The following is a 14858-nucleotide window of genomic DNA, read 5'->3' as shown; positions in this document are numbered from 1 at the left end:
GACGGACCCACCCCCGGCCGGCACCCCGGTCCCCGACGAACGACCCCGCCCCGCCTCCCCGACTCCTGCGACCGGAAGGTGTGCCCGTGCGCGCGCAACCCCGCCCCCTGGGCATCAACACCTGGGTCTGGACCTCCCCGCTGACCGACGCCGACCTGCCCCGGATGCTCGCGCTGGTCGCCGGCCTCGGCTTCGACGCGGTCGAGCTGCCGCTCGAGGAGCCGGACCACCTCGACCCGGCCCGGACCGCGGCCGCCGTCCGCGAAGCGGGCCTGGCGGCGTACGTCGTCGGCGCGATGGCCCCCGGCCGCGACCTCGTCGCCACCGACGCCGCGACCGTCGCCCACACCCAGGACTACCTGCGTCGCTGCGTCGACCTCGCCGCCGCCGTCGGAGCGCCCAGCGTGTGCGGCCCGTTCTACGCCGCGACCGGCCGGGTCTGGCGGATGACGCCCGACGAGCGCCACGCGGCGTACGACGAGTGGTGCACGCACCTCGCGCCGGTGCTCGACCACGCGCGCGCCGCCGGGGTGGCGATCGGCATCGAGCCGCTGAACCGCTACGAGACCTCGCTGGTCAACACCGTCGACCAGGCGCTCACCGCGCTGGCGCCGCTCCTGGACGCACCCGACCCCGGCATCGGCCTGGCGCTCGACACCTACCACCTCGGCATCGAGGAGCGCTCCAGCGCCGACGCCGTCCGGCGGGCCGGCCGGCACCTGGTGCACGTGCAGGTCTGCGGCAACGACCGCGGCGCACCCGGCCACGACCAGACCGACTGGCCGTCGCTCCTCGACGCGCTCGACGACGTCGGCTACGCCGGCGCGCTGAACATCGAGAGCTTCACCCCCGACAACGCCTCGATCGCGGTGGCCGCCTCGATCTGGCGCCCCCTGGCCGCCTCGCCGGACGACCTCGCCCGCGACGGCCTCACGTTCCTCCGGTCGCTGACCGGCTCCCACGCCCCAGGAGGCGCCGCCCATGACTGACGCAGCCCCGTCCAGCGCGCCCGGCCTCGGAGTGGCCGTCATCGGCTACTCCTTCATGGGCAAGGCGCACTCCAACGCCTGGCGCAACGTCTCGGCGTTCTTCCCCGACGTGCCGCCGGTTCGGCAGCAGGTGCTGGTGGGTCGCGACCCGGCGGCGCTGAAGACCGCGGCCGACCGCTACGGCTGGGCCGACACCGCCACCGACTGGCGTGACGTGGTCACCCGCGACGACGTCGACGTCGTCGACGTGTGCACGCCCGGCCACCTGCACGCCGAGGTGGCGCTGGCGGCGCTCGAGGCCGGCAAGCACGTGCTGGTCGAGAAGCCGCTCGCCAACACCGTCGCCGAGTCCGAGGCCCTCGTGGCCGCCGCCGCGGCCGCGGCCGAGCGCGGGGTGGTCACCATGACCGGCTTCAACTACCGACGCGTGCCGGCGCTCGCGCTCGCGCGGCGGATCATCGCCGACGGCCGGATCGGCACCGTGCGGCAGGTCCGGGCCAGCTACCTGCAGGACTGGCTGGTCGACGCGACCGCACCGATGACCTGGCGGCTGCGCCGGGAGTCGGCCGGCTCCGGCGTGCTCGGCGACCTCGGCTCCCACGTGGTCGACCAGGTCCACCACCTGCTGGGCGAGCCGGTCGTCGCGGCCAGCGGCCACCTGCGCACCTTCGTGCCCGAGCGGCCCGGCGAGCACGGCCCCGAGCAGGTCACCGTCGACGACGCCGCCTGGGCCACGCTCGAGACCGCGTCGGGCGCGGTGGTCAGCCTCGAGGTCAGCCGGGTGGCCACCAGCCGCAAGAACGCGCTGCAGATCGAGGTCTACGGCACGGCCGGTTCGCTGTCGTTCGACCTCGAGCGGCTCAACGAGCTCGGCGTCGACGACCGCGGGCTCGACCCCGCCGGCGGCGTACGCCGGGTGCTGGTGACCGAGGCCGACCACCCCTACCTCGACGCGTGGTGGCCGCCGGGCCACACCCTGGGCTGGGACAGCACGTTCACCTCGCAGGCCGCCGACTTCCTGACCGCGGTCGCGAACCGGACCCAGCCGTCGCCGTCGTTCGCCGACGGCCTGGCCGTCCAGCGCGTGCTGGCGGCCATCGAGGAGAGTGCGGGACGCTCGGGGGCCCGCGTCGACGTACCGACCGCCACCACCCAGCAGGAGGACTGACATGGGCAAGCGCTTCACCCTCTTCACCGGCCAGTGGGCCGACCTCCCGCTCGAGGAGGTCGCGCGCCTCGCCGCCGGCTGGGGGTACGACGGCCTCGAGATCGCCGTCTCCGGCGAGCACCTGGACGCGTGGCGCTGGGACGAGCCCGGCTACGTCGAGGGCCGGCTGGAGATCCTCGAGCGGCACGGGCTCGGCTGCTGGGCGATCTCCAACCACCTCACCGGCCAGGCCGTCTGCGACGACCCGATCGACGAGCGGCACCGCGCGATCGTGCGGGAGCGGGTGTGGGGCGACGGCGACCCCGAGGGCGTGCGCACCCGCGCCGCGGAGGAGATGCGGCTGACCGCGCGGCTCGCTCAGCGGATGGGCGTCTCGACGGTCGTCGGCTTCACCGGCTCCTCCATCTGGCCCTACGTCGCGATGTTTCCGCCCGTGCCGGCGTCGCGGATCGAGGCCGGCTTCACCGACTTCGCCGACCGCTGGAACCCGATCCTCGACGTCTTCGACGAGTGCGGCGTCCGCTTCGCCCACGAGGTGCACCCCTCGGAGATCGCCTACGACTACTGGTCGACGGTGCGTGCGCTCGAGGCGGTGGGCCACCGCGAGGCGTTCGGGCTGAACTGGGACCCCAGCCACATGATGTGGCAGGACCTCGACCCGGTCGCGTTCATCACCGACTTCGCCGACCGGATCTACCACGTCGACTGCAAGGACACCCGGCTGCGCCTGGGCGGCGGCCGCAACGGCCGGCTGTCCTCGCACCTGCCCTGGGGCGACCCCCGCCGCGGGTGGGACTTCGTCTCCACCGGCCGCGGCCAGGTGCCCTGGGAGGACTGCTTCCGCGCGCTCGCCGCCATCGGCTACGCCGGCCCGATCTCGGTGGAGTGGGAGGACGCCGGCATGGACCGCCTGCACGGCGCCCCCGAAGCCCTCGCCTTCCTCAAGCGGTTCGACTACGACCCGCCCGCCGCCGCCTTCGACGCGGCGTTCAGCTCCTAGCCGCGGGCCGGTCGGGCTGGCCGTCACACGTGTCCCGTCGGCCCCACCCGTTCATGTAACGCGCCGTTCGCCACGGTGTAGGCACGCTGCAGCATGCCTACAGAGCAGCGGACGGTCCGTTACAAGGGCCGCGGGCGGCCGCGGGCCAGCGCCGGCCAGCGGGGGCCAGCCGGGTCAGACGCCCGCGGCGGCGATGGCGTCGGCCACGGCGTCGCCGAAAAGCCCGTGGCCCTCGGGCGTCAGGTGCAGCCGGTCGTCGAGGTAGGGCAGGTCCAGCCCGCTGGTGGGGACGTACGCCGCCGCGTGCCGCTCCGCGAGCCGGGCCAGCAGCGCGTCCACGCGGGCGACACCGTCCGCGCGGGCCGGCGCGCTCGCCGGTCCGACGACCACCACCGGGGGCGCGTCGGGACCGGTCGGCAGGGCCGCCAGCAGCCGCTCGAAGCCGGCCCGGATCGCGGCGTCGCCCTGGTCGACGTCGTTCAGCCCGCCCTCGATGACCACCAGGTCGGCGCCGCCGCGCAGCGCGCCCGCGGCCCGGTCGGCGAAGGAGACCTCGGGGCCGCAGCCGCTCGCGCCGGCGCTGAAGCCGGACCCGGAGAAGCCCGCGACGCGCACCCGGCCCTCGAGCCGCGACGGCCAGGAGGCGGCCACCTCGTCGAGCCCGAGGCCGGCCGACCACGAGTCGCCGATGACCACGACGTCGCGCCCCTCACCGGTCACGACCGCGGCCCGCTCGGCCGACCCGGCCGCGAACCGCTCGCACCGCGTGGCGCCGGTGCCGCGGGCCCGGTCGGCCAGCTGGAGGACCAGCGCGGTGGCGAGGAGGAGCAGGCAGACGGCCAGGACGAGGGTCCGCGTCGAGGGTCGGGCGAGGTGCACCAGACGATGGTGCGGCAGTGGTCTGGTCCACGCGGCAGTTGTTGCACGACCGTTGCCGAACCGACGACAAATACCGACTCGCGATGCCCCACGAGTGCCACCCTGCACGCACGACAGCGGCCCCCCGCTCGTGCGAGGGGCCGCTGCCGTGCGGATGCGGTCCGCGGGGTCTTGCGAGAGGTGCCGGGTCAGGCCAGGGCGTACGCCGCCAGCTCGCCGGCAAGGTCCTCGTTGGCGCGGCCGTGGACGATCGTGCCGTCCGCGGTGTGCTCGACGGAGTCGATCTCGCCGTGCTGGTGGAGCCGGTTGATCAGGTCGCCGCGCTCGTAGGGGAGCAACGCGGAGAACTCCACGCCCGGCCGCGGCAGCTCGCCCTCGACGACCGAGAGCGCCTCGGCGACGCCCTCGCCGGTCTTGGCGCTGACGACCACGCAGTGCGGCTCGCGCTGCTTGAGCCGCGCGATGACCATCGGGTCGGCGGCGTCGGCCTTGTTGATGACGACGAGCTCGGGCACCCGGTCGGCGCCGATCTCGGCGAACACCTCGCGCACCGCGGCGATCTGCCCCTCGGGGTCGGGGTGGGAGCCGTCGACGACGTGCAGGACGAGGTCGGCGTCGGCCACCTCCTCCAGCGTGGAGCGGAACGCCTCGACCAGCTGGTGCGGCAGGTGCCGCACGAAACCGACCGTGTCCGACATCGTGTAGACGCGGCCGTCCGCGGTCGTCGTACGACGCGTCGTGGGGTCCAGCGTCGCGAACAGCGCGTCCTCGACCAGCACCCCGGCGTCGGTGAGCCGGTTGAGCAGCGAGGACTTGCCGGCGTTGGTGTAGCCGGCGATCGCCACGGCGGGGATCCGGTGACGGCGCCGCTCCTGGCGCTTGGTGTCGCGGGTGCCCTTCATCTCGCGCAGCTCGCGGCGGAGCTTGGCGATCCGGGTGTTGATCCGGCGCCGGTCGGTCTCGATCTTGGTCTCACCGGGACCGCGGCCACCGATGCCGACGCCGCCGGCGGCGCGACCGCCGACCTGGCGCGACAGGTTGCCACCCCAGCCACGCAGGCGCTGCTTGAGGTAGGTCAGCTGCGCCAGCTCGACCTGCGCCTGGCCCTCCTTGGACTTCGCGTGCTGGGCGAAGATGTCGAGGATCAGCGCGGTCCGGTCGACGACCTTGACCTTGAGCCGGTCCTCGAGGTTCCTCAGCTGGCTGGGCGCGAGCTCGCCGTCGCAGATGACGGTGTCGGCGCCGGTCGCGGCGACGATCTCCTTGAGCCCCTCGACCTTGCCGCGGCCGATGTACGTCGCCGGGTCGGGCTTCTGCCGGCGCTGGTAGATCGCGTCGAGCACCTCGGAGCCGGCCGTCTCGGCGAGCAGCGCGAGCTCGCTCATGGAGTTCTCGGCGTCCTCGACGCTGCCCTCGGTCCAGACGCCCACGAGGACGACCCGCTCGAGGCGCAGCTGGCGGTACTCGACCTCGGTGATGTCCTCGAGGTCGGTGCGCAGGCTCGCGACGCGGCGCAGCTCGTGGCGCTCGGCCAGGTCGAGCTCGCCGGTGGTCAGCTCCTCGGGGTCGGGCTCGTCGGCGTACCCCGACTCGAACCCGTCGTCCCCGTCGTCGTCGTCATCGTCGTCGTCGGTCAGGTCACCGGTCTCCAGGTCCGCCTCGAGGTCGGCGGGGTCGAGGTCCGGGTCCTGGTCGTCCCAGGCGCGGGTCTCCTCCAGCTCGGCGTCGAGCGAGAAGTCCCGTGCGTTCGCGTTGGTCATGTGCCTCCGTGTCTTGCCTGTCTTACGAGGTGTCGTGCCAGGTGTCGTGCCAGGTGTGGTGCTCAGCGTCATCTCGATAGGCACAACGCCTCCGAGCCGTCCACTATGCCCGCTTGACTGGGGCTGTGGACAACCATTTCCCCTCGGACGGCCTGGGCATCCGCCTGCTCGGCCTCACCGGCGCGCCCGGCGTCGGCAAGAGCACGTACGCCGCGGCGCTCGCCGCCGCGCACGGCCTCGGGGTCGTCGCGATGGACGGCTTCCACTACGCCGACGTCGAGCTGGCCCGCCGCCGCCTGCTGGAGGTCAAGGGCGCACCGGACACCTTCGACGCCGAGGGGTACGCCGCGCTGCTGCGGCGGGTGCGCGCGTGCGAGCCGGCGGTGGTCGCCCCGACGTTCGACCGCGACCTCGAGCAGCCGCTCGCCGGGGCGGTCCCGGTGCCGCCGACCGGGACGGTGGTGACCGAGGGCAACTACCTGCTGCTCGACGAGCCGCGGTGGCGGGCGGTGCGGGCCGAGCTCGACGTGGTGTGGCACCTGCACGTCGACGACGAGCTGCGGCGCGAGCGGCTGGTCGCCCGCCACGTGCGGCACGGCAAGACGCCCGACGAGGCGCGGGCCTGGGTGGAGCGCGTCGACGAGCCGAACGCGCGGCTCGTCGACGCCGCGGCTGACCGCGCCGACCACGTCGTTGATCTGACCAGCGTCGACCTGACCAGCGTCGACCTGACCGGCTGGGCCGCGCCGCGGCGTACCTAGCTCTTCTTCTTCAGCGCGTCCGGCTTGTGCACGGCCTCGCCGCCGGACTTCTCGCTCCTCACGAGGTACTGCGGGTCGTCCTCGCTCGCCCGCACGTCGCGCTTGGCCGCGTGGGTGTCGGAGGTGATCTTCTCCTCCACCTCGCCCTCGGCGGTCCCGCCGTGGGACTTCCACTCGACCTGGTCGCCCTTCTTCAGCTCCTTCGTCATGGCGCACCGGTACCCACCGGCCCTCCCGGGAGAAGGCGAACGCCTCGTGCTGCCAGGAGTGCGCCGGAGCGCACGCTGGGCAGCACGAGGCGTTCGTGAACAGGCTGTGACAGGCCGCAGACGGGCCTCAACGCAGGGAGGTCACTTGGGAGGCATCCGGATGCCGCCGTCGACGCGGATGGTCTCGGCGTTCATGTAGGAGTTGGTCAGGCACTCCATGACCATGCTGGCCAGCTCGTCGGCGGTGCCGAGGCGCTTGGGGAAGAGCACGCTCTCGCCCAGCTTGGCCTTGAACGCCTCCGCGCCCTCGCCCTCACCGTAGATCGGGGTCTCGATCAGGCCCGGGGCGACGGTGTTGAGGCGGATCGCGGCGGCGGAGAGGTCGCGGGCGACCGGGAGGGTCATGCCGACGACGCCGCCCTTGGAGGCGGAGTACGACGCCTGGCCGATCTGGCCGTCGAACGCCGCGACGGAGGCGAGGTTGACGATCGCGCCGCGCTCGCCGGTCTCGGTCGGGTCCTGGGTGCTCATCACGGTCGCGGCCTGGCGGACCACGTCGAAGGTGCCGACGAGGTTGATCGCGACGACCTTCTTGAACGCGTCGAGGTCGTGTGCCGACTCCAGCGTGCCGTCGCGGCCGATGGTGCGCGAGGCCCAGCCGATGCCGGCCGAGTTGACGACCGCGCGCAGCGGCGCGATCTCGGCGGCGGCGCGCACGGCGCCGGCGATCTGCTCGGTGTCGGTCACGTCGACGCGGGCGAAGACGCCGCCGATCTCGGCGGCGAGGGCCTCACCCTTGTCGGCCTGGAGGTCGGCGACGACCACGACGGCACCGCGGGCGGCGAGCTGGCGGGCGCAGGCAGCGCCGATGCCCGACGCTCCGCCCGTGACGATGGCACTGGCTCCGTTGAGTTCCATGCAGCGGACTGTAGTGGTCCGCCGGGACTCACAGGGCGGTGGTTCCGCGGGCGACGACGACCGCCGGGCCGCTCATCAGGACCCGGTCGTCGGCGGTCCAGGTGATCTCCAGGGTGCCGCCCGGCAGGTCCACGCGGTACGTCGCGTCGCCGGCGCCGCCGCCACCCTCGCCCGGGGCCCGGCCGTCGGCCAGCGCGGTGGCCACCGCGACCGCGCACGCCCCGGTGCCGCAGGAGCGGGTCTCCCCCGACCCGCGCTCGTGGACGCGCATCGCGACGTGGCCGGCGCCGCGGCGCTCGACGAACTCCACGTTGACCCCGTGCGGGTAGACCTCGGCGTCGAAGCCCGGCTCGGAGGTCAGCGGCCCGACCGGCCCGGACGGGTCCAGGGTCTGGCCGTCGGCGAGGAACGCGACCGCGTGCGGGTTGCCCATGTCGACGTGGGTCGCCGCCCAGTGGGCCGGCCCCACGGCGACCTCGGTGTCGCCGAGCAGCCGCGGGCGACCCATGTCGACGGTGATCCGGTCGCCGTCGACCTCGATCACCTTGACGCCGGCCCGGGTGCCGACCGGGATCGGCCGCCCGGGGGCGACCAGGCCCTCCTCGAGCAGGTGGCGGGCGAAGACCCGCACGCCGTTGCCGCACATCTCCGAGAGCGAGCCGTCGCTGTTGCGGTAGTCCATGAACCACTCGGCCTCGGCCGGGTCCGCGTGCTCGCGCGCGGCGGCGTACGCCGCGGTGCGGACGACCCGCAGCACCCCGTCGCCGCCGATGCCGGCCCGCCGGTCGCACAGCCGGGCGACCCGCGCCGGGTCGAGGTCGCCGTGGCGGGTGCCGTCGTGGTCGGGCAGGAGGACGAAGTCGTTCTCGGTGCCGTGCCCCTTGAGGAAGGGGTAGTCCTGCTCACTCATAGAGCGACTTCCCGTAGTTCTCCGGCTTGTAGTAGTCGTCGAGCTGGGCGACGTCCATCCCGTTGGCCTCGACCTCCTTGGCGATGAGCGCCCGCCGCGGCACCCTCGCCTCGGGGTCCCAGGTCTCCGGCTGCCACAGCCCGCTGCGCAGGAACGCCTTCGCGCAGTGGAAGAAGAGGTCCTCGATGTCGACCACGACCGCCAGCAGCGGCCGGTGGCCCTTGACGACCAGCTCGTCGAACCACGGCGCGTCGCTCACCAGCCGCGCGCGCCCGTTGATGCGCAAGGTGTCGCCGCGGCCGGGGATGAGGAAGTTCAGCCCGACGTGGGGGTTGACCAGGATGTTGCGGTAGCCGTCGGCCCGCCGGTTGCCCGGCCGCTCGGCCAGCGCGATCGTGCGGTCGTCGATGACGTGCACCAGCTGCCCGGCCGGGTCGCCCTTCGGCGAGGCGTCGCAGCGCCCGTTGGCGTCGCTGGTCGCCATCACGCAGAACGGCGACGCGGCCAGCCAGTCGCGGTCCACCGGCAGCAGCGCCGGTCGCGACTTGTTCACCGCGCGCTCGTTCGGCTCACCCAACAGGGCGACGAGCTCGTCGACGCTCGTGATCTCGCGGCTGGCGGGGGCGGCGGTCTCGGTCACCCGGCCACGGTAGTGCGCGCCGCCCCCTCACCTCACGGAGATTCCTGCCGGCGGACGACCCCGGCCGAGCCACCGCCGCGCCGGGCCGGCTCCGCGGCCGCGGTGAGCAGCCCGTCCGGCCCGATCTCGATGGCGGCCGCCGCCCCGATCTCCGCGGCGCTGGTCAGCGCGTCACCGGCCGGGGCCAGGGTGTGGCCGAAGGCCTCGAGCTGCGGCCCCCACGCCTCGATGAACGCCGGCTCGGCGGTCACGGCCTCGGTGTTGCGCTGCGAGGCGCGCGGCGCGGCCAGCGCCTCGGCGATGCTCCGGCCGAGGTCGAAGCGCTCGACCAGGATCTGCAGCACCGTCGTGATGATCGTGGAGCCGCCCGGCGAGCCGACCGCGAGCACCGGCTTGCCGTCGCGCAGCACGATCGTCGGCGACATCGAGCTGCGCGGCCGCTTGCCGGGCTGGATGCGGTTGGGGTCCTCGGGGTCGGGCTCGGCGGTGAAGTCGGTGAGCTCGTTGTTGAGCAGGAACCCGCGGCCCGGCACGACGATGCCCGACCCGCCGGTCTGCTCGATGGTCAGCGTGTAGGACACGACGTCGCCCCACCGGTCGACGACGGTCAGGTGGGTCGTCTCGACGTTCTCGGTGTCGGGCACCGCGACCGGCTCGGGCCCCTCCCCGGCCGCGCACTCGCCGTCGTAGGACGTCACGTCACCCGGGTCGACCGGCTTCGGCGCCGCCTGCTCGGGGTCGATCGTGCAGTCGCGCTCGGCGGCGAAGGTCGGCGAGAGGAGGTCGTCGAGCGGCACGTCGACGTACGCCGCGTCCCCGACGTACGCCGTGCGGTCGGCGAAGGCGCGCGCGCTCGCCTCGAGGTAGAGGTGCAGCGCCTGCGCCTCGTCCATCGCGGCGAGGTCGTGGCGCTCGAGGATCTCCAGCGCCTCCCCGACGGTCGACCCGCCGCTGGAGGACGGCGCCATCCCGTAGACGTCGAGGCCGCGGTAGCCGGTGCGGGTCGCGGCCTGGTCGCGCACGCGGTAGTCGCGCAGGTCGCGCTTGGTCAGGTAGCCGGTCGGGACGGGCAGGTCGGTGCGCCCGCTCAGCGGGGGCTTGCGGACCGACTTCGCGATCTCCCCGGCGATCGGGCCCCGGTAGAACGGCGCCGGTCCAGCCTGGCGGAGCAGGTCGTAGGTGCGGGCCAGGTCGGGGTTGCGGAAGCGGGTGCCGACCTGCGGCAGCCGCCCTCCGCGCAGGAACAGCTGCTTGGTGGAGGTGAAGGTGCGGAACCGCTCGCGGTTGTCCTTCGTCTGCTGCCGGAAGGTGTCGTCGACGACGAAGCCCTTGCGGGCCAGGGCGGCGGGGCGGCCGAGGACCTGCTTCAGCGAGCGGCTCCCCCACCGGTCGAGCGCCCGCTCCCAGGTCGCCAGCGTGCCGGGCGTGCCGACGCTGACGCCGCTGGTGACCAGGTCGGGCGTGAACTCGTAGGGCTCGCCAGTCGCGGGGTCGAGGAAGGCGTCGGCCGGGATGCCGCGCGGAGCGGTCTCGCGGCCGTCGATGGTCTCGACCTTCCCGGTGGAGGCGTCGTGGTGGACGAAGTAGCCGCCGCCCCCGAGGCCGGCGCTGTAGGGCTCGGTGACGCCCAGCGCCGCCGCCGTGGCGACCGCCGCGTCGACGGCGTTGCCGCCCGAGCGGAGCACGGCCAGCCCGATCCGCGTGGCGTCGGGGTCCACCGAGGAGACCGCCCCGCCGGTGCCGGTCGCGACCGGGATCTTCGGCGGCACCGGCACGGCCGCCGCAGGCGGCGCCCCGGGCAGCGCGACCAGCGCCGGTGCGAGCAGGGCCAGGGCGGGGACGGCCCGGACGATGGAGTGACGGCGCATGGTTCCTCCCGAGAGATCCGCGGACGAGGCGGTCCGATCACTCTGGACCCGGCCGCCGACAGTTGTCGAGGTGCCCGCCCGGGGCCGGTCTCAGGCAGGCGGTCGTCGGGGTAGTAACGGACGTTCCTGACCTCCACGAGCACCGGGACGGACGTTCCCGACCGTTACTACCCCGGCTGGGAGCGGACGCCCACGACGTCGTACGTCGCGCACAGGAACGCCCCGTTGCGGCCGTGCGAGGTCAGCCGCAGGTCGAGCCGGCGCGGGAGGAGCGGCCGGCCGGCGCCGAGCGTCACCGGCGCGATCGAGACCAGCACCTCGTCCAGCAGGCCCGCCTCCGCGAGCTGGCCCGCGAGGTCGCCGCCGCCGACGACCCAGACGTCCTTGCCGTCGGCGGCCGCCACCATCGCCGCGTGCACCTCGCGCACGTCGCCGGAGGCGATGGTGACGGTGTCGGCGACCGGCGCGAGGTCGGCGTGCGTCATCACCCAGGTCGGCTGGGGGTAGGCCCACTCCTCACCGGTCTCCGCGTTGTGGTCGAGCACCCACTGGTAGGTGGTGCGGCCCATGAGCAGCGCACCGATGCCGCCGATGAACGCGCCGTGGTCGAGCATCCCGCCCTCGTCGAGCGGCTGGCTCAGCAGCCAGTCCAGCGAGTCGTGCTCGTCGGCCAGGAACCCGTCGAGCGTGGTCGCGGTGTAGTAGACGGTCCTCGTCATCGGTGGGTCTCCTTCGTGCGGGTGGTGCGGCTCCAGGTGATCGGGTCGCCGTCGTCGACCGCGACGCCGAGCATCCGGATCATCAGGCGGGCGAGCTGGCGCCGGTGGGCGGCGTAGGTCAGGACGTGCGCGACGACCTCGCCGAGCACGAAGCTCTCCGGCGGGTCGCACAGCGCGTCGACGAGCCGGTCGTCCCACGCACCGCGCCGGTCGACGTCGCGCACCATCGCCAGCCACCGCGGCGCGACCGCGTCGTGCCGCTCGAGCAACCGCGACGGGTCGCCGTCGCCGCGGGCGGGCGTGTCGAGGCCCTCGACGGCAGCGAGCCAGACCTCCTTGGCGTGGACGTGGTGCTCCAGCACCGCCGCCACAGACGGCTCCTCGCCGTCCCACGCGAGCACGCGGGCGCCAGGGAGGACCTCTCGGTGCAGCGGGTCGGCGGGCAGCCCCTTCGCCAGCTCGAGCAGCGCGCGGGTGTCGTCGAGGTCGTGGCGCACGAGCTGGTCGGTGACCGCGCCGGCCGTGGCCCCGGCTCCCTCCGTGGCGTCGACCCACAGCGACGTCGGCGGGTGGAAGTGGATGCCGTTCGGCGCCGGCAGCCCGTGGTCGCGGGGCCCGCCGGAACCCACGGCCGACGGCGGCTCGCCGTACGCCCTCGTGAACGCCCGGCTGAACCCCTCGACGCTCTCGTAGCCCGCCGCGAACGCCGCGTCGGTCACGCTCGTCCCCCGTCGCAGCTGCCACGCCGCCCGCTCCAGCTCGACCCGACGGCGCATCGCCACGGGCGGCTCGCCGGCGTCGCGGCGCAGCCGGCGGGTGAAGTGGTACGGCGACGCGTAGGCGTCGCCCGCCATGTCCGTCAGCGTCCGGTTGTCCTCGTCGAGCACCGCGTCGAGCAGCTCGCGGAGCCGGTCGCGGCCCTGCCGTTCGTCCATGCGACCAGTCTGGTCCCGGACGGCGGTGCTGCGCCCGACCGTTCTTGCGCACCTGCCCCGCCGCGGGTCGTGTGCCTGGCGACGCGGTCCTCCACGTCGTGAGGCACACGACCCCTCAGCCGCCGGAGGGCACGGCGGGAGGCACGGCGTCGACGGCCGCGCGCAGCAGCAGGATGCCGAAGCCGGTCACCCCGCGGGCCCGCGCGGACAGCACGACCACCGAGACACCCAGGTCGGGGCGGGTCGCGGCGAAGGAGCGGTAGCCGCCGGTGCCGCCGTCGTGGAAGAGCATCCCGTCGGGCGCGAGCAGCCAGCCGAGCCCCACCTGCGCGCGGCCCACCCGCCCCGCGGGGTGCTGCGGCGCGCGGGTGTCGGCGGCGGCGCCCGCCAGCGGCCCGTCGTACGCCGTGTCGAAGGCGCCGAGGTAGCGCGTGAGGTCCGCGGCGGTCGAGACCACGCCGCCCGCGCCCGCGAGCAGCCCGAGGTCCCACCGGCCGGCGGGGCGGCCGCGCCAGCCGTGGCCGGGGGCGAGCCGGTGCTCCTGGCCGGCCGGCACCGCGACGCCGGTGTCGACGAGGCCGAGCGGGCCGGTGAGCCGGTCGGCGAGGAGCGTGGCGTAGTCGGTGCCGGCCGCGCGGGCGAGCGCCCAGCCGAGCAGGCCGCCGCCGAGGTTGGAGTAGCCGAAGCGCCGGCCCGGCTCGACGCGCGGCCGGGTCGCGCGCACGGCGGCCGACAGCGTGGCCTCGTCGTAGCGGGCGTAGGGGTCGTGCCGCGCGCTCGTCATCCCCGGCCACCACGCGCCGCGGGGCAGCCGCGGCAGGCCGGAGTGGTGCGTGGCGAGGTCGCGCAGCGTGATCGGCCGGCCCTCGACCGGCGGCGCGACCGGCAGGTGGTCGGCGACCGGGTCGTCGAGGCCGACCACGCCGTCGCGGGCGAGGTCGGCGAGGAGCAGCGCGGTCATCGTCTTGGTGACCGAGCCGATCTCGAGCAGCGACGCGGCGCCGTCGGGCAGCTCCCCGCGGCTGTGGAAGGTGGACCCGGCGGGGGTCCGGACGGCGACCACGACGCCGGTGCCGTCGTCGGCCCGACGGGCCAGCACCTCCTCGACGGACGGGGTCGGGCGCCGGCGGCTCATGCCTCGACCCCGCCGACCGCCGCGACGGCCGCCACGGCCCGCAGCGCCTGCTCCACCCGGTCGGGGTCGTCGTGGCGCACCCACACCACCCGCGGGTCCTTGCGGAACCACGCGTCCTGCCGGCGGGCGAAGCGGCGGGTGGCCACGACGGTCCGTTCGCGCGCCTCGGCCAGCGACAGCTCGCCGGCCAGGTGGGCCGCCACCTCGACGTACCCGATCGCGCGGCTCGCGGTCCTCCCCTCCGCCAGCCCCTCGTCGAGCAGCCGGGCCACCTCGTCGACGAGACCGGCCTCGAACATCGCGTCCACCCGCTGCTCGATCCGCGCGTCGAGGGTGGGCCGGTCGATGTCGACGCCGACCTGCACGGTGGCCGGGTCGACGTACGCCGGCTGCGGCAGCGACGCGCTGAACGGTCGGCCGGTGATCTCGACGACCTCGAGCGCGCGGACGGTGCGGCGACCGTTCTCGACGAGGATGCGCGAGGCGGCCTCGGGGTCGACCTCGGCCAGCCGGGCGTGCAGGGCAGCGGGCCCGACGTCGGCGAGCTCGGCCTCCAGCCGGGCGCGGACGGCCTCGTCGGTGCCGGGGAACTCGAAGCGGTCGAGCACCGCGCGGGTGTAGAGCGCGGAGCCGCCGACGAGCACCGGCACGCGGCCGGCGGCGCGCAGGTCGGCCATCGTCGCGCGGGCCCAGCCCTGGAACTCCGCGACGCTCGCCGGCTCGCGCACCGAGAGCCGGTCGAGCAGGTGGTGCGGGATGCCGCGGCGCTCGGCGACGGGCAGCTTCGCGGTGCCGACGTCCATGCCGCGGTAGAGCTGCATCGCGTCGGTGTTGACCACCTCGCCGCCGAGCCGCTCGGCCAGGTCCAGCGACAGCGCGGTCTTGCCGCTGGCGGTCGCGCCGACGACGGCGACGACCGGCACCGGCCGCCCGGTCGGGGCCGGGATTGAGGTCGGCGGCATCTGGC

Annotated in this window: 15 protein-coding genes; 4 read left to right on the top strand and 11 right to left on the bottom strand. The window is 74.8% G+C overall.

All coding sequences use genetic code 11. From position 1 onward, the window contains the following. The first annotated feature begins 86 nt into the window (after positions 1–86). Genes QWY29_RS01215 through QWY29_RS01205 form a run of 3 tightly spaced genes read left to right on the top strand, consistent with a single transcriptional unit; the run spans position 87 to position 3157 of the window. Positions 87–989, top strand: a complete 903-nt coding sequence (locus QWY29_RS01215) for a sugar phosphate isomerase/epimerase family protein (protein ID WP_300958829.1) — start codon at positions 87–89, stop codon at positions 987–989. Beyond that, entirely contained in the window at positions 982–2157 is a 1176-nt protein-coding gene (locus tag QWY29_RS01210) for a Gfo/Idh/MocA family protein (RefSeq protein WP_300958828.1), read from the top strand. Before QWY29_RS01215 ends, QWY29_RS01210 begins: the two co-directional genes overlap by 8 nt. 1 nt (position 2158) lies before the next feature. After that, complete coding sequence (locus QWY29_RS01205) at positions 2159–3157, top strand: sugar phosphate isomerase/epimerase family protein (protein ID WP_300958827.1); 999 nt, start codon at positions 2159–2161, stop codon at positions 3155–3157. Positions 3158–3331: 174 nt separating this feature from the next. Here the strand turns inward: QWY29_RS01205 and QWY29_RS01200 are convergent, their stop codons facing one another. Next, on the bottom strand, positions 3332–4036 hold the full coding sequence (locus tag QWY29_RS01200) for an SGNH/GDSL hydrolase family protein (protein ID WP_300958826.1): 705 nt from the start codon (positions 4034–4036) through the stop codon (positions 3332–3334). Between the two features lie 188 nt (positions 4037–4224). Further along, positions 4225–5796 carry a GTPase HflX gene (gene hflX, locus QWY29_RS01195; protein WP_300958825.1) on the bottom strand — a complete coding sequence of 524 codons (1572 nt, stop codon included), beginning with the start codon at positions 5794–5796 and terminating at the stop codon, positions 4225–4227. A 125-nt stretch (positions 5797–5921) separates the two neighbouring features. Here hflX and QWY29_RS01190 point away from each other — a divergent pair, with 125 nt between their 5' ends. Then, a complete protein-coding gene (locus tag QWY29_RS01190; protein WP_300958824.1) occupies positions 5922–6557 on the top strand; it encodes a nucleoside/nucleotide kinase family protein in 636 nt (211 codons plus the stop codon). Here the strand turns inward: QWY29_RS01190 and QWY29_RS01185 are convergent. The 9 genes from QWY29_RS01185 to miaA all read right to left on the bottom strand — a co-directional run bounded on the left by QWY29_RS01185 (position 6554) and on the right by miaA (position 14853). Continuing rightward, positions 6554–6766, bottom strand: coding sequence for a hypervirulence associated TUDOR domain-containing protein (locus tag QWY29_RS01185; RefSeq protein ID WP_300958823.1), 213 nt, complete (start codon positions 6764–6766; stop codon positions 6554–6556). The two genes, QWY29_RS01190 and QWY29_RS01185, sit on opposite strands and share 4 nt — an antisense overlap. Positions 6767–6907: 141 nt before the next feature. Beyond that, on the bottom strand, positions 6908–7684 hold the full coding sequence (locus tag QWY29_RS01180) for an SDR family NAD(P)-dependent oxidoreductase (RefSeq protein WP_300958822.1): 777 nt from the start codon (positions 7682–7684) through the stop codon (positions 6908–6910). A gap of 28 nt (positions 7685–7712) precedes the next feature. Further along, positions 7713–8594 carry a diaminopimelate epimerase gene (dapF, locus tag QWY29_RS01175; protein WP_300958821.1) on the bottom strand — a complete coding sequence of 294 codons (882 nt, stop codon included), beginning with the start codon at positions 8592–8594 and terminating at the stop codon, positions 7713–7715. Next, positions 8587–9234 (bottom strand): pyridoxamine 5'-phosphate oxidase family protein, encoded by a 648-nt coding sequence (locus QWY29_RS01170; protein WP_300958820.1) that lies wholly within the window; start codon positions 9232–9234, stop codon positions 8587–8589. The genes dapF and QWY29_RS01170 overlap by 8 nt, the downstream gene beginning before the upstream one ends. A gap of 32 nt (positions 9235–9266) precedes the next feature. Further along, positions 9267–11102 carry a gamma-glutamyltransferase gene (gene ggt, locus QWY29_RS01165; RefSeq protein WP_300958819.1) on the bottom strand — a complete coding sequence of 612 codons (1836 nt, stop codon included), beginning with the start codon at positions 11100–11102 and terminating at the stop codon, positions 9267–9269. 167 nt (positions 11103–11269) lie between these two features. After that, positions 11270–11821, bottom strand: a complete 552-nt coding sequence (locus QWY29_RS01160) for a dihydrofolate reductase family protein (protein ID WP_300958818.1) — start codon at positions 11819–11821, stop codon at positions 11270–11272. Then, positions 11818–12756: a helix-turn-helix domain-containing protein gene (locus QWY29_RS01155; protein WP_300958816.1), complete on the bottom strand. Its 939-nt coding sequence runs from the start codon at positions 12754–12756 to the stop codon at positions 11818–11820. Before QWY29_RS01155 ends, QWY29_RS01160 begins: the two co-directional genes overlap by 4 nt. A 115-nt stretch (positions 12757–12871) precedes the next feature. Then, entirely contained in the window at positions 12872–13891 is a 1020-nt protein-coding gene (locus tag QWY29_RS01150) for a serine hydrolase domain-containing protein (RefSeq protein WP_300958815.1), read from the bottom strand. Next, on the bottom strand, positions 13888–14853 hold the full coding sequence (gene miaA / locus QWY29_RS01145; RefSeq protein ID WP_300958813.1) for a tRNA (adenosine(37)-N6)-dimethylallyltransferase MiaA: 966 nt from the start codon (positions 14851–14853) through the stop codon (positions 13888–13890). Before miaA ends, QWY29_RS01150 begins: the two co-directional genes overlap by 4 nt. Between the last annotated feature and the right edge of the window lie 5 nt (positions 14854–14858).

It is taken from the genome of Nocardioides abyssi (genome assembly GCF_030412915.1).
In the GTDB taxonomy this organism is placed as follows: Bacteria; Actinomycetota; Actinomycetes; order Propionibacteriales; family Nocardioidaceae; genus Nocardioides; species Nocardioides abyssi.
Note: the sequence above shows the minus strand (reverse complement) of the source record. Positions and strands in the feature narration are given on the sequence as shown.

What these genes read in the sequence shown, in the direction of transcription:
- QWY29_RS01210 (WP_300958828.1), top strand. Translation starts at nt 982, where the DNA reads ATGACTGACGCAGCCCCGTCCAGCGCGCCCGGCCTCGGAGTGGCCGTC.
- QWY29_RS01205 (WP_300958827.1), top strand. Translation starts at nt 2,159, where the DNA reads ATGGGCAAGCGCTTCACCCTCTTCACCGGCCAGTGGGCCGACCTCCCG.
- hflX (WP_300958825.1), bottom strand. Translation starts at nt 5,796, where the DNA reads ATGACCAACGCGAACGCACGGGACTTCTCGCTCGACGCCGAGCTGGAG.
- QWY29_RS01185 (WP_300958823.1), bottom strand. Translation starts at nt 6,766, where the DNA reads ATGACGAAGGAGCTGAAGAAGGGCGACCAGGTCGAGTGGAAGTCCCAC.
- QWY29_RS01180 (WP_300958822.1), bottom strand. Translation starts at nt 7,684, where the DNA reads ATGGAACTCAACGGAGCCAGTGCCATCGTCACGGGCGGAGCGTCGGGC.
- dapF (WP_300958821.1), bottom strand. Translation starts at nt 8,594, where the DNA reads ATGAGTGAGCAGGACTACCCCTTCCTCAAGGGGCACGGCACCGAGAAC.
- ggt (WP_300958819.1), bottom strand. Translation starts at nt 11,102, where the DNA reads ATGCGCCGTCACTCCATCGTCCGGGCCGTCCCCGCCCTGGCCCTGCTC.
- QWY29_RS01160 (WP_300958818.1), bottom strand. Translation starts at nt 11,821, where the DNA reads ATGACGAGGACCGTCTACTACACCGCGACCACGCTCGACGGGTTCCTG.
- QWY29_RS01155 (WP_300958816.1), bottom strand. Translation starts at nt 12,756, where the DNA reads ATGGACGAACGGCAGGGCCGCGACCGGCTCCGCGAGCTGCTCGACGCG.
- QWY29_RS01150 (WP_300958815.1), bottom strand. Translation starts at nt 13,891, where the DNA reads ATGAGCCGCCGGCGCCCGACCCCGTCCGTCGAGGAGGTGCTGGCCCGT.
- miaA (WP_300958813.1), bottom strand. Translation starts at nt 14,853, where the DNA reads ATGCCGCCGACCTCAATCCCGGCCCCGACCGGGCGGCCGGTGCCGGTC.